The organism is Nocardiopsis algeriensis (genome assembly GCF_014203695.1).
In the GTDB taxonomy this organism is placed as follows: domain Bacteria; phylum Actinomycetota; class Actinomycetes; order Streptosporangiales; family Streptosporangiaceae; genus Nocardiopsis; species Nocardiopsis algeriensis.
Genome location: NZ_JACHJO010000002.1, coordinates 1 through 21,597, shown reverse-complemented (window position 1 = coordinate 21,597; position 21,597 = coordinate 1). Strand labels below are relative to the sequence as shown.

19 protein-coding genes are annotated in these 21,597 nt (G+C 65.1%); 10 read left to right on the top strand and 9 right to left on the bottom strand.

Translation table 11 applies throughout. From position 1 onward, the window contains the following. Window positions 1–65: 65 nt before the first annotated feature. Together FHS13_RS02425 and FHS13_RS02420 are read right to left on the bottom strand one after the other, a co-directional pair. Window positions 66–1,112: a ferric reductase-like transmembrane domain-containing protein gene (locus FHS13_RS02425; protein WP_184286798.1), complete on the bottom strand. Its 1,047-nt coding sequence runs from the start codon at window positions 1,110–1,112 to the stop codon at window positions 66–68. Window positions 1,113–1,286: 174 nt separating this feature from the next. Continuing rightward, window positions 1,287–1,988, bottom strand: a complete 702-nt coding sequence (locus tag FHS13_RS02420) for an AAA family ATPase (RefSeq protein ID WP_184286795.1) — start codon at window positions 1,986–1,988, stop codon at window positions 1,287–1,289. A 450-nt stretch (window positions 1,989–2,438) separates the two neighbouring features. Here FHS13_RS02420 and FHS13_RS02415 point away from each other — a divergent pair, with 450 nt between their 5' ends. Then, window positions 2,439–3,230, top strand: a complete 792-nt coding sequence (locus FHS13_RS02415) for a hypothetical protein (RefSeq protein WP_184286791.1) — start codon at window positions 2,439–2,441, stop codon at window positions 3,228–3,230. Between the two features lie 150 nt (window positions 3,231–3,380). On the opposite strand, the gene FHS13_RS02410 is transcribed toward FHS13_RS02415, so the two are convergent. After that, the gene (locus tag FHS13_RS02410; protein ID WP_184286789.1) at window positions 3,381–3,845 is read right to left on the bottom strand and encodes a hypothetical protein; all 465 of its coding nucleotides are present in this window, start codon (window positions 3,843–3,845) and stop codon (window positions 3,381–3,383) included. Further along, window positions 3,842–4,387 (bottom strand): ATP-binding protein, encoded by a 546-nt coding sequence (locus FHS13_RS02405; RefSeq protein WP_184286786.1) that lies wholly within the window; start codon window positions 4,385–4,387, stop codon window positions 3,842–3,844. The genes FHS13_RS02410 and FHS13_RS02405 overlap by 4 nt, the downstream gene beginning before the upstream one ends. A gap of 767 nt (window positions 4,388–5,154) precedes the next feature. Between FHS13_RS02405 and FHS13_RS02400 the strand changes: the two genes are divergently transcribed. The 5 genes from FHS13_RS02400 to FHS13_RS02380 all read left to right on the top strand — a co-directional run bounded on the left by FHS13_RS02400 (window position 5,155) and on the right by FHS13_RS02380 (window position 10,736). Next, window positions 5,155–6,087 (top strand): helix-turn-helix domain-containing protein, encoded by a 933-nt coding sequence (locus FHS13_RS02400; RefSeq protein ID WP_184286783.1) that lies wholly within the window; start codon window positions 5,155–5,157, stop codon window positions 6,085–6,087. Then, window positions 6,084–6,272 carry a DUF397 domain-containing protein gene (locus FHS13_RS02395; RefSeq protein ID WP_184286780.1) on the top strand — a complete coding sequence of 63 codons (189 nt, stop codon included), beginning with the start codon at window positions 6,084–6,086 and terminating at the stop codon, window positions 6,270–6,272. The genes FHS13_RS02400 and FHS13_RS02395 overlap by 4 nt, the downstream gene beginning before the upstream one ends. A 642-nt stretch (window positions 6,273–6,914) precedes the next feature. Next, window positions 6,915–8,360 carry a hypothetical protein gene (locus tag FHS13_RS02390; RefSeq protein WP_221442279.1) on the top strand — a complete coding sequence of 482 codons (1,446 nt, stop codon included), beginning with the start codon at window positions 6,915–6,917 and terminating at the stop codon, window positions 8,358–8,360. 462 nt (window positions 8,361–8,822) lie between these two features. Next, window positions 8,823–9,821, top strand: a complete 999-nt coding sequence (locus FHS13_RS02385) for a type IV toxin-antitoxin system AbiEi family antitoxin domain-containing protein (RefSeq protein ID WP_184286777.1) — start codon at window positions 8,823–8,825, stop codon at window positions 9,819–9,821. Window positions 9,822–9,830: 9 nt separating this feature from the next. Then, on the top strand, window positions 9,831–10,736 hold the full coding sequence (locus tag FHS13_RS02380; RefSeq protein ID WP_184286773.1) for a nucleotidyl transferase AbiEii/AbiGii toxin family protein: 906 nt from the start codon (window positions 9,831–9,833) through the stop codon (window positions 10,734–10,736). Between the two features lies 1 nt (window position 10,737). On the opposite strand, the gene FHS13_RS21920 is transcribed toward FHS13_RS02380, so the two are convergent. The 4 genes from FHS13_RS21920 to FHS13_RS02360 all read right to left on the bottom strand — a co-directional run bounded on the left by FHS13_RS21920 (window position 10,738) and on the right by FHS13_RS02360 (window position 14,856). Next, window positions 10,738–10,935, bottom strand: coding sequence for a transposase (locus FHS13_RS21920; protein WP_184286771.1), 198 nt, complete (start codon window positions 10,933–10,935; stop codon window positions 10,738–10,740). Between the two features lie 501 nt (window positions 10,936–11,436). Beyond that, window positions 11,437–13,269 carry a coiled-coil domain-containing protein gene (locus FHS13_RS02370; RefSeq protein ID WP_184286768.1) on the bottom strand — a complete coding sequence of 611 codons (1,833 nt, stop codon included), beginning with the start codon at window positions 13,267–13,269 and terminating at the stop codon, window positions 11,437–11,439. Continuing rightward, window positions 13,262–13,732, bottom strand: a complete 471-nt coding sequence (locus tag FHS13_RS02365; RefSeq protein WP_184286765.1) for an ABC-three component system middle component 2 — start codon at window positions 13,730–13,732, stop codon at window positions 13,262–13,264. Before FHS13_RS02365 ends, FHS13_RS02370 begins: the two co-directional genes overlap by 8 nt. After that, window positions 13,729–14,856 (bottom strand): ABC-three component system protein, encoded by a 1,128-nt coding sequence (locus tag FHS13_RS02360; protein WP_221442278.1) that lies wholly within the window; start codon window positions 14,854–14,856, stop codon window positions 13,729–13,731. The genes FHS13_RS02365 and FHS13_RS02360 overlap by 4 nt, the downstream gene beginning before the upstream one ends. A gap of 240 nt (window positions 14,857–15,096) precedes the next feature. Here FHS13_RS02360 and FHS13_RS02355 point away from each other — a divergent pair, with 240 nt between their 5' ends. The 4 genes from FHS13_RS02355 (at window position 15,097) to FHS13_RS02340 (ending at window position 20,786) form a co-directional block, all read left to right on the top strand. Continuing rightward, window positions 15,097–15,603 (top strand): flavoprotein, encoded by a 507-nt coding sequence (locus FHS13_RS02355; RefSeq protein ID WP_184286761.1) that lies wholly within the window; start codon window positions 15,097–15,099, stop codon window positions 15,601–15,603. Window positions 15,604–15,936: 333 nt separating this feature from the next. Continuing rightward, window positions 15,937–16,776 (top strand): S1 RNA-binding domain-containing protein, encoded by an 840-nt coding sequence (locus FHS13_RS02350; RefSeq protein WP_184286758.1) that lies wholly within the window; start codon window positions 15,937–15,939, stop codon window positions 16,774–16,776. A 1,742-nt stretch (window positions 16,777–18,518) separates the two neighbouring features. Then, entirely contained in the window at window positions 18,519–20,534 is a 2,016-nt protein-coding gene (locus FHS13_RS02345) for a hypothetical protein (protein ID WP_184286755.1), read from the top strand. Between the two features lie 90 nt (window positions 20,535–20,624). Next, complete coding sequence (locus tag FHS13_RS02340; protein ID WP_184286752.1) at window positions 20,625–20,786, top strand: transposase; 162 nt, start codon at window positions 20,625–20,627, stop codon at window positions 20,784–20,786. Between the two features lie 37 nt (window positions 20,787–20,823). Here the strand turns inward: FHS13_RS02340 and FHS13_RS02335 are convergent. Next, window positions 20,824–21,597: IS3 family transposase (locus FHS13_RS02335; protein ID WP_184286749.1), on the bottom strand; the 774-nt coding region annotated here is incomplete at its 5' end.

Genomic DNA, 21,597 nt, shown 5'->3' with positions numbered 1-21,597 from the left:
TCGGTGTGGAACGGCGACGGCGGTATTTCTCGGAATTCCCCGGTGTTCTCCGGGGCCGGTGCCGCTCACTCCGCGGAGGCGGCGGATCGGTCCCGCCGTACGGCGAGGGCCACCGCGCCCATGACGGTCAGCAGCACCGCCAGCGCGCCCCACACCATCGGCTGCGTGACGAGCATGTCGCCGCTCTCGGCCCCGGGCGTCCGGCCGCCGTCGCGTCCGGTCACGGTGACCAGCAGGAGGACCACCACCCCGGCAGCGGCGGCGGCCCGGCCGCAGAGCCGGAGCAGGGGACCGGGACGGCGCAGGTCGCGCACCGCGAGGCGCTCCTCCCGGCGCAGCGGCGCCAGCAGGCGGGCCAGGAACAGGAGGGCGACGGGCAGCTGGAGCGCCCACACCGCGGTGCGGAACCAGCCGTCGAACCACACGTTGGTGCCGTAGAGCAGGGTGTGCCAGACGCTGAGGGCGTACACCACGACGACGAACCGGTGCAGCACCCGCCACAACCGGGTGCCGGTCCAGGAGCGCACGTAGAACGACAGCCCCAGCGGGATCGCCAGATAGAGGGCGATGAGCCCGAGCAGGATCGCGACGCGCCCGGTGCCCGAGTCGTACCCGCCCGGGACGAACACGTCCACGAACGCCGACCACACCAGGGCCGCGGTCCCCAGCCCGTCGGCGTTCTCCCGCAGGAGTTCGAGGAAGAACGCGAGGGCGTGGGCGAACATCAGCCCGATGGTGGTGAGGGACGTGACCCGGTGCCAGCGCTCGATCCGGGCGTGCGGCACCACCGTCCACCGTCCCGGCGCAGTGGCGCGCAGCAGACCGAGCATGACGGTGATCCATGCCCAGAGCAACCCGGACCACCCGAAGGCCTGGCACAGCCAGTAGAGCAGGTAGAGGTCGGCGTCGGCGAGGTACGGCATCACCGCGAGGGTGGGCGATGTTCCCTCCGCGACGCGGTGGCGCAGGACGGCGAGGACGGCGGCGGTGACCGCCAGGGCGGCCGTCGCGTCCAGGAGGAGATGGCGCAGGTCGGTGCGCAGGGTGCGGACGTCCACGCGGGCGGGGCGGCCGGTGCTCGAGGACGTTCCGGGGGAGGAGGACGAAGACATGGGGGGGTTCCTGTTCCAGATCGGCGCGTGAGCATCAGAACACTTTCTGTCCCCTTTGCCCATCCCCCCACGGGACCGGGACCGCGGACGCGGTGGTCGCGGATCCGGAGCGGTCGGGGCCGCCCTCTCGGGGGATCGGCGCCCGGACCGCGTGAGTGCGGCCGACCGGTGCCGTCAGGTGTCGGACAGCACGGGCCTGCGCCGGACAGGGGGCGGTTCGATCGCGGTGCGCAGGGGACCGCGGGTGTCCGCGCAGGTGCCGAAACGGATCCAGGCCAGCTCCCGCGCCCGGCGCCGGTCGAGCACGAGCAGGCTGCGCGCGCCCGGTGCGAACGCCGCCGGCCCGCGCCGCGCGGCCGCGCGCAGCCGCCGCCAGCGGCGGGAGTGCAACCGGTGGCTGCGCTCGGTCACCCGCCGGCCCCGGGCGTCCTGCCCGCGCCGGGCCTCCTGCGGAGTGGCGTCGATCATCACCACGTGCATCTCGTACCGGCGGAGTCGGCAGAGCAGGGCGAGCAGCACGCGGATCGGGCCCCGCGTCCCGCACTCGTGCAGCACCACCGGGCCGCCGCGCAGCGCCGCGGCCATCCGGGCCAGGTGCAGCACGTGCACCACCCAGCGCCACAGCGGGTAGGGGATCCGGCCGAGCAGCGGTGCCAGACGGTGGCGGGACTGCAGCGAGTCGATCACCCGCACACCCTCGGCGGTGAACACGGTCCGCTGCTCGTTCTCGCGGAACCCGAACAGCCGCCGCAGCAGGGTGCTCTTCCCGGCCCCGGGCACCCCGGCGACCAGGACCAGGGACCGGCGGGGGTAGACGATGCCGTGCACCGCCGCGTCGTTCACCGCGGGTACGTACCGTGCCGGCTCCCGGAACATCTTCTGTAGCTCCTCAAAGCCGACCTTCGCGCCGGTGAGGCGCGGCTCTGCAGTGGCTGCATCACCGATGCCATGACGCTACCGGGTATCGGCGGTTCCGAAAAATGCGGGCGCCCCGCCTTCGGCGACCCCGGCGCGCGACAGCAGGGGACCTTTGCTTCATGCCCTGCCCGGTGCCTCGGCGACCCGGTGCGAAGGACATGTGTTCGGACGACGGAAGTACCCGGCCTGCGCCATCAGGCCCGCCTCGGAGCCTCCGGCCCGCCGTCGCCGACGGCGACGCGGAGTCTGCGGGGCAGCGACCCGGGAGGCCTCGGCCGACTCCGCCGTGACGGTTCCGAGCCCGGTGACGGAGACGACCTGGTGGCTCTCGACAGTACGGACACGGTCCAGGGCCGCCTTCAACGGCTGTGAAGCAGGTCCGGACATCGGGGGTGGGAGCATGGGCGGATGACAGAGTTGACCGCCCGCTGGCAGGTCGTGCCGTCGGGGGAGACCCGTCGGCTGGCGGAGTTGACCGGGGACGACGGTCTCACCGGGTTCATGCCACCGCCGCTGCCGGATGCCGTCTGGGTGCTCCACCCCATGTACGAACACGAACACGGCCCGTCCGACAGGACGTACGACGACTACCATCGCGCCCGGTCGGTGGATACGGGCGTCTCCCCCTGGCGCTTCGGGGACGTCGACCTCACACGGGTGGGAACCGTCATCGGAGGCGGGTTGGGCCGCGCCGAGCACCCGGGCCCCGGTTGGCGGCGTCTGCGCTGGGAGGAGTTGGCTCGCAGGGTCGGTGATCCGCCGGTGCCCGAGGGACTGCTGCCCTCCTACCGCTGCTTCCCCTCGGCCAAGAGGCAGGGAAGTTGGCCGCTCGGTATCGTCCCGCCCACCGAAGGAAGCCTGGATCGGCAGAGCTGGAAACGGTTGATCGAGATCCTCGACCAGTGCAGTCCGGCAGGAGCGGACACCCGCTGTCTGAGCTACCACAGCCCCTTGACCCTCAGGACCGCCGACTACGGCAGCCTGCATGTCCGGGCCGGCCGACTCGGTGACGCCGAGATCCTGTACGACTTCCCTGAGGCGGACTTCAGCCCGTCCAATCTCTGGGCGGAAGACTGTTCGTGGGTGGTGTGCACCGACTACGACCTGTGGGCCACCAAGGTGGCCGGTCCCGCAGCGCTCATCGAAGCCCTCCTGAGTGACACCGAGATCGAGGCCGTACGGCTGCCCTGGGCGCCGTGAGTCCGGTTCTGCCTTCGGAACTGTTTCCCGGAGCGCGGCAGGAGGATGCCCGAGAAGAGGCACGACCGCAGCGCGGTGCCGGGAAGCGTGCGGGACAGCGGCGGACGGCCGCGCCGGGGCGGGGCCCTGGCGCGGCCGTTGTGTCGGGGGTCAGAGGAAGAAGAGCAGGTGAGCGGCCAGGACCCCCACCCCCAGAGCCAGGACGTGGGCGGCCACCATCAGGGCCGGGCCCGGGCGGGGCGCGGGCTTGCGGTGGCTGTGCGGGCGGTCCGGGTGGCGGCGCGGCAGCGGTGGCCGGGGGCGGAGCGGCCGCTTGGGGGTCGGCGCGGGCGGTGGGCCGTCGTCGGGGGCCGAGCGGGGGCGCGGGACCGGGGTCGTGCCGGTGCGGTCGGGGCGGGCCTGCTGGTTCTCGGCGGCCAGGCGTTCGGCCTGGATGTGCATCCACAGCGGGAGCTCGCCCTGGGCCAGGCGGCGCTGGACGCGGGGGTTGCCTTGCATCTGGGCCAGGAGCCGCTGCTGTCGCGGGAGCGAAGCGGCGGGGCGGGAGAAGCGGCGGCCGTGGGGTGCGGCCAGGACGGCGCGCACCCCCTCGGTGGCCGGAGCGGTGTCGGTCACCGGGCCTCCTCCGGGGAGCCGGCGGGCGCGCAGACGCTGGTGAGGGCGAAGTCGGCCCACACGGCCGTGCCCCGGCCGGCGCAGAAGGGCGAGTCGGTGGCCGACTCGCTGCCCCAGTCCAGAGCCAGCGCCTGGATGATCAGCAGCCCGCGCCCCGATTCGGCCAGGTCCCACTCGGCACAGGTGCGCTCGGCAGGCACACGGGCAAGGGCGGGGGCGTCCGTGCGGGTTCCGCCGTCGACCAGGCACAGGCGCACCGTGTCGACGGCGGGCTGGAACAGGGTACGCATGACGCGCCCGCCGGGCTCGCCGGAGCGCGAGTGGGCGCAGGCGTTGGCGAACATCTCGCCGACGCACAGTACGGCGTCGTCGGCCACCTGTGGGCACAGCCCTTCGAGCCGGGACAGGTCGGCGGCCAGATCGGCACGCACCCAGCGGGCCTGGGCCAGGTCGCCCGGGTAGAAGCGAGAGGGCCACCGCCGCCCCGCAAAGGGCGGGGTGGGGATGTGGAACGGCGCGCGCGGACGCGGCACAATGGTCATGTCGATGAATCCCTTTCATGTTGTGGGTGTTCTGTCGGCGCGGCTCCGGTGGGTGGTACCAGCACCCCCGGGGCCTTTTGTGTGGGTTTCTGTGCTGCTGTCCCCCGTGTTGTGGTTTGTGTGACGTTCGGTCGGTGGCCGGTGCGGTTTGCCGGATGGGCAGCCCGGTGTGAGGCCAGAGACGCGCTGGAGGGGCTCCTCAGCTTGGAGAGTGGCGAACAGGTCGGTTCAGACCTTGTCGCGTTCTCGGATGGAGGTGTCTTGTACGGGCGTATTTGGGGCTGGGCTCAGGCGCACCTATCCGGCGTTCGACGCGGATGGCGGCGGCGGTGTAGTCGTCGATGAGGTAGGGGCCGGGGGCCAGGAGTGCCGCGTAGGTGCGGACCTGGTAAGCCTCGGCGGTGATGTCGGCGAGGCTCAGCAGCCGGTGCCGGAAGAGGCCGCCCAGACGGGCTGCGGCCCATGTGCCCCACAGTTCTCCTTCGGCACCGAGGGCTTGCTCGAGCTTGCATGAGAGGTGGTGCCCGGGGTTGCTCTCTCCTGATTCGTCCTGCTGGTGCGGCATCAGCGTGGTGCCGGCGCTACCTGGGAGGAGGACAGGAGAGAGGTCCTGTCGCTTCCGTGTTCGCCACGGGATGGCGCCCAGCCCTTTCCAGCTCGCCCCCAAGCCGACGGCTGCTCTCCCACGACTACCAGCCATGACGTCTCCTCAGCACGAGTCCCTCCTCCCACCGTGCGCGGGTGAGGCCCTGGTTACATTAGAGACGATGAAACCCGCAGATGCAATCCGCATATACAAATTCCCCAAAAATTTGGCTGAGGTCGAAGCCAGAGGCAGTATGGACTGCATGACAATGAGCCCCACTGTCGCCCAATGGCAACTTGCTACCGACCTGCGCAAGTTGCGTGGAGATAGGAAGCTTTCCGAGGTAGCACGAGCTATCAAGGTCAACATCTCCACCGTGTCTCGATGGGAGACGCCAGGCGTCGAGGGGGTGATCCCAGGACCAGGCAGCCTGGAGCGACTGCTGGAGTACTACGGGCTGGATGCGGGGGCCGTCCAACGGCTTCTCCACATGCGTAGGGAAGCACGCTCATCAGGCTGGTGGCAGTCCAGCGGTGTCGCTGACGACTACGGCACATACATCGGACTTGAGAGCGCCTCACGCCGGATCCGCACCTACGAGCCCGTTCTCATACCCGGGCTCATGCAGACCGAGGGCTACGTACGGGCTCTGTTCAGAGGCACTATGCCCAGTGCACCGCCGGAGGAGGTTGACGCAGGTGTCAAGATCCGTTTGACCAGGCAAGCGGCTTGGCAGAAGAACGGCGCGCATCTCTGGGCAATCGTCAGCGAAGCAGCGATCCGCACCATTGTCGGAGGCTCTAGGCTGATGATCGAGCAGATCCGACACCTCACCCAGTTGGCGGAGCAGAGGAACGTGACTCTCCAGGTCCTGCCTTTCGAGGCAGGAGCTCACGCAGCTCTGGAGATCGGCAAGTTCACCCTGCTCACGTTGGATGAGCTGTCGGTTCTGGTTACCGTCGCTGACGGCACAAGTCTTTTTTGGGACAATCAAGACGCTTTGGACAGGCACGCCGACGTGTTCGAACGTCTCCTTGCGGACGCCTGGCGTCCTGCGCAAACGGTCGAGTTTCTGGAGCGCACTGCCAAGGTCTTGGAGAAGGAGGGGTTATGAGGCCGCACGCAGCCAACTGGCACAAGTCCAGCTACAGCGGAACCTCGTCCGACTGCGTCGAGGTGGCTGACCTGGTAGGTGGGACCGCGGTGCGCGACACCAAGCACCGCGATCTGGGCATGCTGGTCTTCCCCGCCTCCGAGTGGCAAACCTTCCTCAACAGCGCCCGCAACGACCTCTGCTGAGTGTTCCTCCCGGTGATCTTGCTGCTGCTGTCACTCTCGACCGCTGGGAGGGCAGGGCAGTGTCATACCGCGATGCTCGGACCTGCGACCGTCGGATGAGAAGTCCGGAGTCGGGCGATGTCGCCCGGGGTGCCTCGGTACGGGACCGCAGAGCATGAACGGGGCCCGCATCGGCCTTGAGGGCGTCCGACGGCAGCGCGCAAGGTTCTTGCCGGCCACGGGACGGCGGTGATGCTCCGCAGTCCCGTGCCCGGTCAGCGGTATCTGTCTCGTGCCGGGTCTGATGGAGCCGTGTTTCTGGATCCTCAGGCCACAGTGCCCGGCTGTTTGTCCTCGAACTCTACGGGTGTCAGCTCCCCGATCGCTGAGTGCCGGCGTTGCCGGTCGTGGAAGACCAGCTGATTCGGCCTTGCACCTGAGAGCGGAATACGCCATCCTTGCGGCCATGATGATGAACCTTGCACGGAAGGGCGGCCTCCGCCCGGGCCTTTGAGCGCCCTCGAGTGGACCCTCGGCGCCCCCGCCGACGGACGATCCACTTTCTTTCAACACATCACCTCCCTTTTCGCCGAGCACGGCGAGCCCCCGTGGCCCAATGATGGTCGACCCTTTCCCGATGATCCTCCCGGCTGGGCCAACGACATGGTGCACAGCGTCGTCCTCGACGGGGTCCGCATCCACCACTTCGGGGTCAACGCGGATACGGAACAGGCAGACGCCCTGGCCGAGATCATCTCCCGAACCGTCGAGGGGCCTCCCGACATCGCTGCTGCACAGCGTTTCCACGACGCGCTCGCCGATACCGACGCCCTGACGGTCGTCGACGATCTCCTCGAACCACTCGCCGCACGCAAAGTGCCCCGTCGACGTGCGCGGACGCTCTTCCGGTGGGTGCTTGAGAACGGCACCCACCGCAACGCGATCAAGATCGCGCTCGGGCTGCTGGGCCTGTGTGGAGACGAACGCGAACGCGAGCTCTTCGTCCTGCTCGGAACACTGGACGAGTTCACCCTTTATGCGGCTGTCGCGCTGTGGCGCTCCGTACCCGACCCAGAACCGGATCTGTTCCGTCTCGCCCGACGGGCCACAGGATGGGGCCGCATCCACGCGGTGAAGCGGTTGGAGGGCACCACCGACCCCACCATCCTGGCCTGGCTGCTGCGCGAGGGGTTCCGCAGCGGGATCATGGACGAATACCTCGCCCATTTCGCCGCGGTGAACGGCAGGCTGCTGGACGCCCTTGCCGGTGGCGGAGCCCCGGGGGAGGTGGACGACGCACTGCTCGACGGGGCGGGCGGCATCCTCAGCGCCATGATCCTGTCCGAGGGCGGCCCGGCCGAAGGGCTGGCCGACTACCCGGACGCGTTCGCCGCCCTGGAACGCTACGCCGAGCTGATCAGCGACGCGCCTGCTGTACTGGGACGCTTCAGCGATCTGGTGGTCATTCGGAATCATCTGCTCGGCGGCCCTGACAGGCTGGGGGTTCCGGCCGGCGAGGTCGTCGAGCTCGGCCGACGGTTCGAACGGGTACTCGAGCGTCCCGAATGGAAGGCACAGGTCCATGCGCACCTGGACGATCCTGAGGACAAGGATTTCCATGTCGCGTTGGCAGCAGCAGACCGCTTGGGAATGCGTCCGTTCGACGCCGTCCTCCGACGCCTGAGCACCGTGCCCCAGGACTTCCTCTCCTGGTACCGGGCCTTCCGCTGGGCAGGCCCTGAGCGGGTGAACGAGCTCGTGGAACTGGCCGGCGCTGTGTTACCGGTCGACGAGTTGTCGACGGGGCCTTCCGAGGTGTCGTCGGTGGGGCCCGGTTACGAGAACGATCTGGCCTTGGAGAGCGTCCTGCGGGGCCTGGTCCATGCTCCGGGATCGGGCTGGCCGCTCATCCGCGCGGGTCTGCGCAACCGCTGCATCGGGGCCCGTTCGGCAGCGGTCGCCGCACTGGAAGCGTGGCCGGACGTCTCCCTGTCGGCGGAGGCGGTGTCCGTGCTCCGCCTGGCCGAGTCCGAGGAGCCGCACACCGGCACGAGGGAAGGGCTGTCGATGCTTCTGGCACGAATGGACCCTGCCGCGGTGAAGGACTGATATCTGGGCGGCAGCAGCCCGGATCTGCGTCCCTCGCTGATCCGGGCTGTGCTGTTCGCCTGCCCGATCGAGGTGTGCCAGCTCCGGTCGGGAAAAGCCAGACCTTGCACCGGGGAGGAGCCGGGGAACGTCTGGGGCTTGGAGTGTGGTGAGGGCTTCGTTCCAGTTCCTGGCGCGTCCTCTCTGCTGAGGTTTTGCGGCGCGCTCGGCAGCTTCGAATTCGGGGCCGTCGGACCAAAGACCTCCCGGTCCAGGTTTTGAACGTGAGGTCGTTCTCGTTGAGCAGAGTTGTACGGCAACACATGTGATGCCGGTCCTGACTGCCTTTGGCTGTACTTGTCACCGGTCGATGCCCACGCGAGTCACGCACTGTGTAAGTCTGTACGCCTAACCCATCTATCCTCTTTGCTGCTGCAAAAGTAAGGCTGTGATGTAGTATTGCAGCACCTGGGAGGAGGAAAGATGTCTGCTGCCCTCGATCTTGCTGACCTTGCGGCCGAGCAGTGGGGCCTTGTGACGACTGCGCAGGCCCGTTCCCTGGGTGTGTCTCCTCAAGCGGTCGCACGACTCGCCAACCAGGGTGCCCTCGAGCGCATGATGCACGGCGTCTACCGCGTGACGGGGGCTCCACCCTCGCCGCTTGACGGCCTCCGTGCGGCCTGGCTTGCCCTCAACCCTGCCCGCCGGGCCAGAGAACGTCTTCTTGACGATGCGCCAGCCGTGGTGTCACACCGATCTGCGGCAGCGATCCACGAGCTCGGGGACCTGGAAGCAGATCAGTACGAATTCACCAGCGGAGAGCGCAAGCAGACACGGCGGCCCGACATTCGCATTCACCGTGGCCAGGTCAGAAAGGAAGAGTGGATAGCGATCGATGGGCTTCCGGTGACATCGGTTGTCCGAACGGTGGCCGACCTTGCAGCTGCGCGTGTCGATGGCGGCCACCTCGCCAGTGTTGTGCGTGATGCGCTCACTCGACAGCAGGTCGACGACCAGCAGCTCATTGACGTGCTCCGGCACTACGCCCACCACTACGGCGCGCGGATGGGCGATGGCAAGGCTCTTCTCTCTCGTCTTCTCCAGGAGTCCGGCATCTCTGAACCGATCGAGCGCGCGGTCGAGCTCACGAGGGCTCGGGCGCTCGACAACGTTGACGAGTCTCGGGTTCGGTGGCATTCAGACGAGCAGATGCAACTGCAGCAGCTCAGTGAACAGATCGCCTCCATTCAGCGTGCGATCACATCGGATGCCCGGATCAGCGAGCAGGTCGCGAATTCACCAGCGATGAAGGCCATGGCCGAGCTCGCGCGCCACCTGGAGTCCCCAGGTATGCAGTGTCTCGCGAAGCAGTACGCGGAGGTGGCCGAAGTATCCCGGCTCGCCCGTACCGTCAGTGAGGCCGTTCGGGCTCCTGGGACCCCGCTGCCTGAGGTCGAGCCGCGCGCTACCGAGGATGGATAGTAAGAAAGCATGGTCAATGGGTCGCCGCAGTACGTCACGACGAACGCGTTCCGCAGGGCGCTCGAGGATCGGCTGAAGAGTGAGGCCAAAACTCGCGGTCGGTTGCTCGAGCAGCTACGACGAGAGTTCCTGTTCCAGCGGTTCCTCGCGCTGATCTTTTCTGAGCCCCATGGCCATTGGGTACTCAAGGGCGGCGCGAGCCTGCTGATGCGGCTTGCTGAGGCGCGTTTCTCCAAGGACCTAGATCTACTTCATCTTGGGGATCTGTCACCAGATGCGGCGGTCGCTGAGCTACGAGCGCTCACAGCTCCGCGTGAGGGTGATCATCTCACGTTTGTGATCGAGGACGGGATCTCTTATAGCCGCACGAATCCAGTTGTCGAGATCAGCGTCACCGCCTATATCGGTGCCAAATACAGCGGCTTCCCCATCGATCTTGCGCGCGAGCTGCACCTGCTGGCTGCGCCTGAGCGGATCCAACCCGCACCCGTCGTTGAAATCCCCGGACTGGCCAAGCTTCCCGAAATTGTGGTGTACCCCCTGGCGGACCAGGTGGCGGACAAGGTTTGCGCAATGTACGAGCTCTACGGTGATCTGCAGAGTACCTCGTCGCGGTACCGCGACCTGGTAGACCTGGCACTCATCGTGTCTACATGCGAGCTTGAGGCCGAACCCATCTCTCGGTCGTTGCAATCGGAGAGCAAGCGCCGAGGGATGCGACTACCTGAGCAGATGGTGCCGCCAGGGCCACAGTGGCCAATCGGTTACAGGTCATATGCTCGCAAGACCAAGATCGACACGGCACTTCACACTATGGAGGCTGCACTCGAGCACGTGGGGGCTTGCATGAACCCGCTCTTGAACGGGTCGCGCGACCGCGGTCGCTGGTTGCCTGAGACTGGTTGGTCAGACTGACCTACTGACAGGGCTCGTTCAAGTTCCCGATGGTTCGGGTTCGTAACCGATCCTGAAGAACAGCAGGGCCCGTTCGGGTAGGTCCCGGACCGCGCGGGTGGTCCCGCTTGTGCCGCCGAACCCAATTGCGGAGTGTTTCGGAGTTGATGCCGAGGTCTTTCGCGACCTGGGCGATCGGCTTCTGTATCTCGATTACCATGGACCGCTTCCTCGTGGAACTCTGGTGAGCACTTGCTTTGCCTGGCCATATTTTCCCCGTTTCCTTACGGGTCCATGTTATTTGGTCCCTGCCCGGAAACCTCGGGGCACCTTACCTGGCTGTGATCACGCCAGCAGCCTCTGTGCTGAGGCTTCATGGGATTAGCAGGGGGCGGACCAAATTCCACTCTTGGTCAGTGAGCTCGAATCTGCGTTTCATATAACGGTTGTACACCGGCGTTGAGAGCCACAGACCCGAGACTCAAGATCCACAGAATACGCCCTAAGCGCTCCAGAGGTGAGTGCCCCACTTCGGATGCCAATTACGGGATGTGTGTTGCGGAGTGGCTCAGTGATGCCTCGCATGGTGGCATGGAGAGTTCGGTTTGGTTTCTCTGGCGGAACAAGAAAGTGGCTTCTGTCAGTAGGAATTCAGGCTCGCGCATGTTGAAGTGTTGCTCGACATCTATAGGACCATTCCAGCACAAAACATCGACAGGCCTCACGGGAGAAATCCTGGGCGGCCGTCGGCAGCGGTGAAACTGTAGGTGGTGGCCTCAGAAAGGACACCGAGGGGCGGATCGCCGTTCTCGATGATCACGGCCTGTCCGGGGAAGGCAAGCATGTCCTCATAGAAGCGCTCCACGACGGTGGATGTGATTCGCACGTCGGGTATGTCGGGGTCCTCCGGGGTGCTTTTCAACGGCTGGCGATAGGTGACCACAGGGGAATCTAAAATCACGAAGCCGAGATGGGGGAGGTCTCGTTCGATGCAGTGGCGGGCTAGCGAGGTGGTGAAAGCTGAATGCAATACGGATCGCACACCCTTGCCACGGCTAGCGCGCGTGCGGCCCCCGGCCCAGACCTCGGCATTGTATTGGTCATACCCGGCGTTGTCGACCCCTGGTACTTCCCAATTGCTCAGGGTGCGTTGGAGAACTGAGTCGAAGTCGTTGACGACCGAAGCACCGATGTACTCCGCAGGTCGGGTAGCAGGCACCGCCCCCTCTCCATCGATGCGAGAGCGTTTGTCCTCAAGCTCTGCGATCCGCGCATGCAGTTCCAGCCCTCGCTCAACTGCAGATCGTGCATCTAGTAGTTCTTGAAGCCCCTCTCTGAGCGGTACCAGCTGGCTCTCGGCTTCGGTGATGAGTTCGTCCAGCGCCTCCAGGTCGTCTTTGGTGGTCTGCCAAGACTGGGCGACTTCTTCCTGCTCGCTGGCGAGGTCTGCGATAGTCGGCAGGAGATCAGTGAGCAGGCCAGTCGTCTTCTCGGCTTCCGCCTGAACCGCAATGTGGAGTTGAGTGGTCTCATGCTGGTTGTGACCGGGATGCTGGTGCTCAGGTTTTGCTCCGCAAAAGACGCAAGTGCCAACGCGGAAGTAGCCGAGGATACTGCCAGCCTCGTTGATCATCACTAGACGCTCGAGATCGGAGCGGTACTGGTTTTCTAACAGACTGAAGCGTCCCAGCAAATCGCTAACCTCGGCCAATCGCTCGTCTAACTCAGCAAGTTTGCGGGCGTGCGTCATACGCTTGCGTATCGCTTCCCGGTGACCGTCGTCGGCTATGCGAAGAGCGCTGCTCTGTGTGTTAATCGCGGTTTTAATCCGCATCAGGCGGTCCTTGAGCTCGCATTCGGTCTCGTCCGATTCAAGTTTCTGGGATAGATCGATCACAAGCTGGTCCAAAAGGTTGATCTGTCCCTTATTTACACGCCGCTGCCCCGCATTCGGACCAGCGTCGGTGGGAGAGTCTCCCTCCCCGGTTAGCAGGAACCGCATGACCGACGTCTCCGCGGTCCTTGTGGTAGCGGTGCCAGTGCGTAAGACCGGTGAGGGCATGGCGATCATGCGATCCTCATTAACCACGGACAGGTGCACCAGATCGGTCAGCGTGAGGGAACGGGTGCCGCCAGCTTCGTTTTTGCGGATGAGAACCTCGTCTAAACCCATGGCGCGCATCAGATGGACTGAGAGGCTGTTCTTACTGCGCGCGTTATGCACCGAGTTCACGATGGCGTCAGGTGGCCGTTGGATCAGACTGCGAATGTCCTCGCGATGCAAATGTGTGGAGTTAGTGCCGGGACGCCGGACGAGGGTCAGCGGGCTGCCGTCGGGCAGCAGCAGGCCGAGGAGGATCTGGGTGTACCCCTCGGTCTCAGGAACCATCTCCAGCTTGGCTCCGCCGAGCATGTACTCGATAGACCTGACGATGAAGGTCTTCCCGGTGTCGGAGGCGCCGTAAATCGTAGTCAGCTCGGGCCCGAAGACGATTTGTGCTGACGGCTTGCCCGGTCCGGCGTAGGTGAGGTGGACCAGTTGGAGACTATTCACGATGGCCCTCCGACGGGTGTTTGTTCATGGAGGCAGGATGAGTTGTGAGCAAGGCGTGAGTGGCGACACGTACGTTAGTGTTCGGAGCCCATTCGTGGACGGCCCACTTCGCGCGTTCGCGGAGCTGTAGGACGTACGGAGCTCTGAGGATGTCAACAAAAGCCGGACCACGTTCAGTAGCCCGGTAAACCAAACCAGTCCTGTCGCCAGTTTCGAGTTCAGCAAGACCGGCGCGGATTAGGACCAGAAGTGCCTGTTCGAAAATTGTGCGCTTCAAAGCGAGCTCTCCTGTGCGAGCAGGTAGATCCGGGTGCAAGCTAGGCGGCCCGTCAAACTCTGCGCTGTGTAGCATGGCATAGTCCAGGAGTGCGATCTCGGCAAGGTCCAGGGCATCGGGGTGGCTCTCTGAGAGCAGCACTAGCGCCCGCACGCCGATTTCCAGGGGCCCGTTCAGCGGCTTCATGAGCCTTCTTCCTCACACCATGTGAGCTCGTCCTCGTTCGCCAGGTGATGGCATACCCCGCGGCGATCCAGAGGTCTCACATGCTGAGCGAAAACTGTCTGAGTCAGCCCAACACTGTGCGCCTCCGAGATGACGGCACTTAGACGCTTCCACCCCGTCGGGTGATCGTCTCTCGCCACGTCGATCACGGCGTCGTAGATGTCCTTGACGATGGCCTCGAAATGACCTTCGGGATAAGCCTCCTCTCCGAAGCGGCGTAGAGACTCGGCACTGAAGAATGCTTCACGCTGGTGGCGTAGGTGAGGACCAGCCTTGTGATGCTGTGCGATCTGGTCGAGGGTGCTGGTGTGATCGGGCCAACGCTCGGCATATACCTGGACTAACTGCTGTATGTAGCGGGCCTCACTCGGCTCCGGCCTCTCGGGTGGTTCCATGATGGTCGGGCGGGGTGGAGACTGTGGCGGGAACCGCTTCGCCCAGGCGCTAGTGGTCTTGTGCTGCTCGAGCATCTCTTTCATGTTGACGGTTCGGAAGATCTCGAATGACGTGTTCGCCGCCAACTCCTCGACCTCACGCCTCAATCGCGGGCCCAGGTCGGTGATGACCTTGTCTGTGGTATCGCGCAGCTCTTCTACGAAGTCCTTCCGGGTAGCGACCGGGCGTTGCAGGGCCTGTTGCAGGCTGGGGCCGATCGAAGGAGCGACGAAGGTGTACTTCTCTGGTATGACGAACTCACCGGTGACGACGCCCGCGAACATTTTCCGCATCTCACCCGTGGCGGTGCTCAGAGCCAGCGTTCTCTTGTAACGTTTGCACTGGTAGTTGTGCCAAGGGCCTTCTAAGCCCTGGTGAGTGAGGAAGCCCGCTACGTCGATGCCGTGGTCACCCGCGCCTCCCTGGCGCTCTACCCGGACGTACAGACTGTCCAGCGCAGGAACCCACTCCTCGACGAACCTCTCGAATTCGTCAGGGTCGTAGGTGAAGACGATCTGTTCAGGTGACGGCATAGCCGGGAAGTGCATTGCTGTTGGATAGTTGAGGATGAGCGACGGGGTGTCATCCTGGTTTCTTGCCCCTGATGAGCCCGGAATCGACTCCAATATCTCCTCCTCAACGACGGACATCTGCCGCAGGTGTCGGTTAGCTGTCGAACGTCATGACGGCACACTAGCTAAGATGAGCTATGGGATTGCTCCTGTTGCCGGTTCCGGCCAGAACACTTGAGTGTGAGCCCTGGTCAGGGAAGATGTGAATGGAGTGCCGAAACCGCCTCTCGGGACTCGGGCGGCTGACATCTGCCGCGTTCTTCGTTCGAGACGGTTGAATCCCGGGTTCGCTCGGCGGCTCGGCTCTACACTCGGGCCATGCCGCGAACCCTGTACCTGGTGCTGTCCGGAGCCCCCGCGCCGGAGGGGGTGGTCGAACTCGTTCAGGCCTTCCAAGGTCATGACTGGCGGGTGACGGTGCTGTCCACCCCCACCGGCACGGACTTCCACGACCCCGCCCGCCTGGAAGAGGTCACCGGCGACCCGGTCCGGGTGACATTCCGCAGGCCTGGCCAGGGCAAGCCCCTACCGCCCGCTGACGCGGTGCTGGCCTGCCCGCTGACCTTCAACTCCACCAACAAGTTCGCCCAGGGCCTGGCCGACAACTTCGCGATCGCCCTGCTGTGCGAGATGGCCGGATACGGCGTGCCCACCGTTGTGGTGCCCCACTGCAAGCCCCAACTGGCGTCCCACCCGGCGTTCACCCGCTCCCTGGACACCCTGCGCTCCATGGACGCGGTCACCGTCCTGCACGACCCTCACGCCCCCTACGAGAAACGTCTGCCCTCCTGGCAGCAGGTCATCGACACCGTGAACAGCCTCTGACCGAAAGGCACGCCGTGGCCCCCGCCACCCGAGGCCGGACGATCACACACGCCCGCCGACGCCGCAGTTACTCCCAAAGCGTGCCGGCAGGCCTCCTCGGCCACTCGGAACCGTGGCTCTCCCAGGCCGGACGCGGCATCTTCACGGTCGACTCCCATGAGATCCTCACTCGCCTGACCAGGGTCCTGCGCCCACAAGTGGCAGGACGTTGCCGCAGTGCGTTGGATGCGGAGCGGATTGCTTCCGGACTCATCCACTATGACTCGGGCGCGGCTGCGGTGCGAAACGCATCGGCAGAGCCGTTCGGGCTTTCTTCTGACAGGCTGAAGCGTCATGGACGAAACATCGGATGGTCAGGCTGCTCAAGATTTCTTGGCAACGGTCCGTCGCGGCGAGCATTGCAGCGGGACCGTCACCAAGGTGACCCGTGACGGTGACGTGGTAGTGGCCCTGGACGGCTTTCCTGGACGACCACTGGGGGTGGTCGGACCGTTGGACGTCTCCTGGACCCGGTTCGCGCGCACGAACAGGGAAGTGGAGGTCGGCCAGCGTGTCACGGCGGAGGTGATCGCCGTCGACAGGGAGGCGGGCCGAGTCCGGATGTCGATGGCTGCCACGGAGAACCCACAGCTGTGGGCGTTCCTCAAAGGGCTTCGCTACGGCGAGATCGTGTCCGGCGTGATCGCGTCGATCGAGTCGTTCGGCGTGTTCGTGAGGTTGGACGAGGGGCCCGGCCACCCTGCTTTCCCCGGCGTCGGGTTCATCTCCTATGCCGCGTTGTCCTGGCACCGCTTCGATGCGGCTTCGGACATCGTTCAAGTCGGTCAGCGTGTCTCATGCGAGTTCCTCAGGTTCGACACATCGAACGGAGAGGCCCGGTTGTCGCTGAAAGCGATGCAGCCCGACCCGTTCCAGGTGTTCGCCGACACTGCCCGAGAGGGGCAGGTGCTGTGTGGGCGCGTCACCAAGCTCGTGCCGTTCGGTGTCTTCGTCGAGGTGGCCGATGGTGTTGAGGGCTTGGTGCATCTGCGAGAACCGACGGAAGCGCCGGTGGAAACCCCGGAGGAGGTGGTCCGGGTGGGTGAGGAGCTCTCGGTGGTCGTCCTCGAGGTGGATCGAGGACAACGCAGGCTGACTCTTGCTCGGCAGCAGGTTCTGCCTGACATCCGGTGACCTTCAGGGCCCCGAAGCTCTCGCGTTCTGCCGAGGAACACACGAAAGCCGGAGCTGACCGGGTTGCGGGGATAGAACCGAGCTTTGGCATGCAGAAACCGGCACGAGCCTGAAGGAACATGGAATTGTCGAGAAACCACTGTCCATAAGGCCACACGCTCGACGAGCACACCCTGCGCAGCCTCCTCGCGCACCCGGGCCATGGGCAGTCCGCGCCGGCCTCCGCCCTTGTTTCCCTCGGTGGCGGCGTCCCCGAGCGGAGCAAGGAGCAGGTGCGGACACGGGCGCGGATGTGGGCGCAGGAGTGGGTGCAGGCGCAGGAGTGGCCGAAAGTTTCCAGTCGACCCCACCCCGGCCAGCGGCTTTTCTTCCGGTGATCTTGTACTTGCGGTCACTTTGGCCGGTGATAGGGCAGCAGCGGGGCAGGGTGAAGTTGACCGCAGGTGCAAGATCTACTGGTCCACCATGGTGGTGTCAGGGAGGGTTTCGACGGGAGCTCTCCCCGATCGCGACGCTGGGGTGACTCCTACAAGATCTGTCCGAGATGGCTTTCTCGTGACGTGTCCACCAGCGCTCGCACACCAGGGCCCTGCCTGTGAGAGTGACCTGATAGAAGCCTGTGCATCCCATAATTCACAGTAGATCTGTCCCCCACGGCAGAGCCCTGGCAGCAGTCCCGTCCCTCCACCAAAAGACAAGGACAGGACACCACCATGGTGACACTGGGCATCGATCCGCACAAGCAGATGCACCTGACCGTCGCGCTGAGCCTTGCCGCCGGCGGCGTAGGCGATATGACGGGACTCCTCGGGCGGGGGCCAGGCGGGTGAGGAGGTTGTGCAGGGTGTGCTCGTCGGGGACGTTGATGTGTCGGGTGAAAGGGCATACGGGCAGGCCCAAACCCGGGAGGACGTGCTCGGGTACGTTGCGGGTCCGCTCGATGATGGCGCAGGTGGTGGCGTGGTCGGCGCTGGTCAGGGCGCACACGCACAAGGCGGGCAGGCTGTAGCGGCGGCCGCGTGGACCGCATGGGCCGTTGGCGGTGGACAGGGTCCCTCAGGCCGGGATGGGCGCATTGGTGGGGGTGGGTGGTTGCGCGGGTGGGGCTGAGGAGAAGCATGGGCGCGGGAGGATGACGCAACGGGCGTGTGCCCTTATGGAAAGTGGTTTTCCGGCAACTCCATGAGGCTTCAGGGCCGTGCCCGTTGTTGCATGTCAAAGCTCGGTCCGTCCCCGCGATCTGTCCAAGTCCGCTTTCGTGCGTTCCTCGGCAGGGCGCGAGGACTTCGGGGCCTTGGCCGTGGGGGGATCAGTCGGCCATCGGATCAAAAGTATCTCCTGGTTGCATTACTTCTGACCTGCTGTTTTCTATGTGGCCGGATCCGGCCACGAAAAACTCACGTAGTGAAAGTGTGCAGGTTAGACATGTGAGAAGGCGCTTAATGGTGAAGTTCTGAGCTGTTTGGGTCAGGTGGGCTGCTCGTAGTTCTGGTAGCTTCACTCATGGTTCGAGTCTTTAAGGGAAAACCCCTGTGAATTCCCCACAGGTCAGTCAGGGGGCCTCTTATGAAGAAGACGATGAAACGCGGATGACAAGTCGTACTGGAGAAACAGCTGTTGACGCGCTGAAGCAGACAGGGCCCGCCATTCGTCCCTCTGGTCGGCGGGCCGCCGTGGAACCACTTTGAACGAGACCCGTGCTACACCGCAATATCGCCTTCGGTCACATCATCTCTGTCTTGATGTCCATCATTCTGGCATTCCTTGCAATGAGCCTTGCCGATCGAGATGTGGCTGCCGGAAACCCACATCTCTTATGGATCAGGGAAAACAGCAACATATCCACTTCGGCGGAGGTCGCTGCTGCAGTTCAAAGAGCGGCTGAAAGCACGAGAAGTACGGTCGTGCTCAACATCCCTGACCTCCGGGATCCGGGAAATCTGCGTCACTTCTACATCGCCGCTGGAGATTCGTCCGGTCCGGGTGCCGAATGGGCAGAGAGCGGGTACCCCGACTTCAGCCCGGCCATGCGCACCGAGGTGCACGATTTCTCCGAACTCTCCCTCGCTGATCCTCGTGGTTACTACATGGTCTTTGGCGAAGAGGAGGACGCGCATGCTGTCCAAGACGCGCTCTCCGACGTCGGCCTGGTTGGCGACTTCGCCCACCGTGACGATGAACGGGTACTCCACCGGGAGGACTACCTCTTGGAAGGTGACCTCTTCAACGCACTGGTGACCACCGCGCTGTGCATTGTCGTCGTCGTTGGCTCCGGTGTGTTGTTGAACGCCAAGGCCTACGGTGTGATGCGGCTCAACGGCCACTCTTACCTGCGCATCCTCGGTAGCGATCTGTTCCGGATCGCGTGTGTATGGGTGGTCGCAGCTCTCGTCACCACCGTGCTCGCACTCACCCTTCTCGGCCTCTACAACGGCTGGGCGCAGCTCCGGGAGTTCGCAGCCCTCACCGGATACGTGGTCGCCGGTCTCACTGCGGCCGCGGTGGGCGCACACGCGCTCGCTCTCGGGATGCTGCACCTGTCCGACGTGCTTGGCACACTCAAGGGCAAGCTCCCGGTCCGCTCGACGGTCCTGGCCACCTACACCGTCCGGATCACCGTGCTGGTCCTGGCTTTCGGCGCGATCGGCGCTCTAGCGGGCTCCGCCCGAGAAGTGCGGGTTTCCCAGGAAGGCTTCGACCACTTCGTCGAGGCGGACGACACCTCCCAGATCACGTTCCTCGGCAGCGTCCGGGCAGAGGAGATGGAGGAGGCCTTCGAGACGGACATCGGACCGTGGCTGCGCGAGACCGACACAGACGGAGACACGATCCTGGTGCGCCCTGGGCAGGCCGACTACTACGTGCCGCCCGGCTCCCCCTATCCGGACTTCGAAGCACTGCTGGTCAATGACACCTACCTGCGACATCAGGAACTCCTCTCCCCGGACGGGGAGCGCTACGGCCCTGGTGAGAGCGTGCGCATTCTCATCCCCGAGTCACACGCCGATCTCGCCCCTACCCTGCTTGAGGGCGTGGAGGCATGGCTGGACTTCGAGATGAGAGACGACGAGCCCGTCGACATCGAGGTCCTCGCGCTGGCCGGCGGGCAACAGGTGTTCACCTACGGTCGGACCGAACAGGCCACTCTCACAGCCACGCCCTTGCTCACCGATGCCGTCATCGTCGTGATCCCCAACGGCATGATGCCTGCGCCCCGCTATGCCCACCTCGCCTCTCAGGGGTACCTGTTGTTCCCGGACCCCACCGACGTGGAGACAGCCATTGCTCAAGAACCACTGTCGTCCTACGTCAACGGGCTGCAGCCCGTTGCGCTCGCCGCTGCCGACCAACACGACCGGCTCCTGTCCGAGGTGCGCATCCGTACCGCCAACCTGGCCGCCCTCGGCGTGGTCGTGGCACTGACCGGCCTCGCTGCCTGCCTGATCTACGTGCGTACCCGCGCCCAGCAAATCTTCGCCCGGCACATCAATGGGTGGACGTTCACAGCCGCCCACCGCGGGATGCTTCTGGCTGAGGCCTGTGTCATGGCCGGCTTCGTCGGCTGGGCCACCTGGTGGACCCTGAACCGGCTCGCCCTGCTGCAAAACCCCCAGACCTTCTCGCCCGAGGTGACCGGTACCACCGGGACCGAACCGTTCATGGCCGCTGGTGTCGCAGGAGTCGCCCTCATTTTCGTCCTGGCCACCCTCGCCTTCTTCCATCGCCGTATCGTCCACGAGGGCGCCACCCAGGCCTGAGGGCCGCGCACGCAGACATGGTGTGTCCTGCGTTTTTTGGAGTCGGTTTTTCTGGATCCTGGGACCACGTGCCCCTTGAAGGAGGGCATCGTGGGACATCGTGGATACCCGGCCGAGTTCCGCCGCAAGGTCTTGGACTCGGTCGAAGCAGGGCGCAGCGTCGCCGATATGGCACACGATCTGGACATCAGTACCGAGACCGTCTACGCCTGGCGGCGCCAGGACCGTATCGCCTTACGAGTTGGTGCGTGATAGCGGGTGAGGCTTCACTTGTTTCGTGCCGGGTTTTTTAGAGGCTTGGAACCAACGCATCGGCGGGTGCCGATGCGGGATTGTGCTGGTAGAAGTCGGCTTCGAACTCCGCTGGCGGGACCAGGCCGATCTCGCCGTGCAGACGGCGGTGGTTGAACCAGTCGATGTACTCGGCCACCGCCAACTCGAGGTCGTCGATGTCCTTCCACGGCCCGCGGTTGCGCACCAGCTCGGCCTTGAACAGTGAGTGGAACGCCTCGGCCAGAGCATTGTCGTAGGAGTCACCGGTGGAACCGACCGAGGCCACCGCGCCGGCCTGGGCCAACCGTTGGGTGTAGCGCACCGCGACGTACTGCACGCCGCGGTCGGAGTGGTGGATGAGCCCGTCGACGCTGCGGCCGGCGTGCTCGCGGCTCCACAGGCCCATCTCCAGTGCGTCCAGAGCCAAGTCGGTGCGCAGTGACTTCGACACCTGCCAGCCCACCACACGGCGGGAGAACACGTCGATGACGAAGGCGGCGTAGACCCACCCGGCGAAGGTGCGCACATAGGTGATGTCGGCCACCCACAACTGGTCGGGGGCCATGGCGGTGAAGGAGCGCTCCACCAGGTCCGGGCGCATGTCCGGGGCCGGTGCCGGCACGGTGGTGCACGGCCCCTTGGTGCGGCTGATGCCGCGCAGCCCAGCTCGTTTCATCAGCCGCTGCACGGTGCAGCGGGCCACCCGGTGGCCCTGCCGGTTGAGTTCGGCATGGACCTTGCGCACACCGTAGACGCCGTAGTTGTCGGCATGCACCTTGGTGATCTCCGC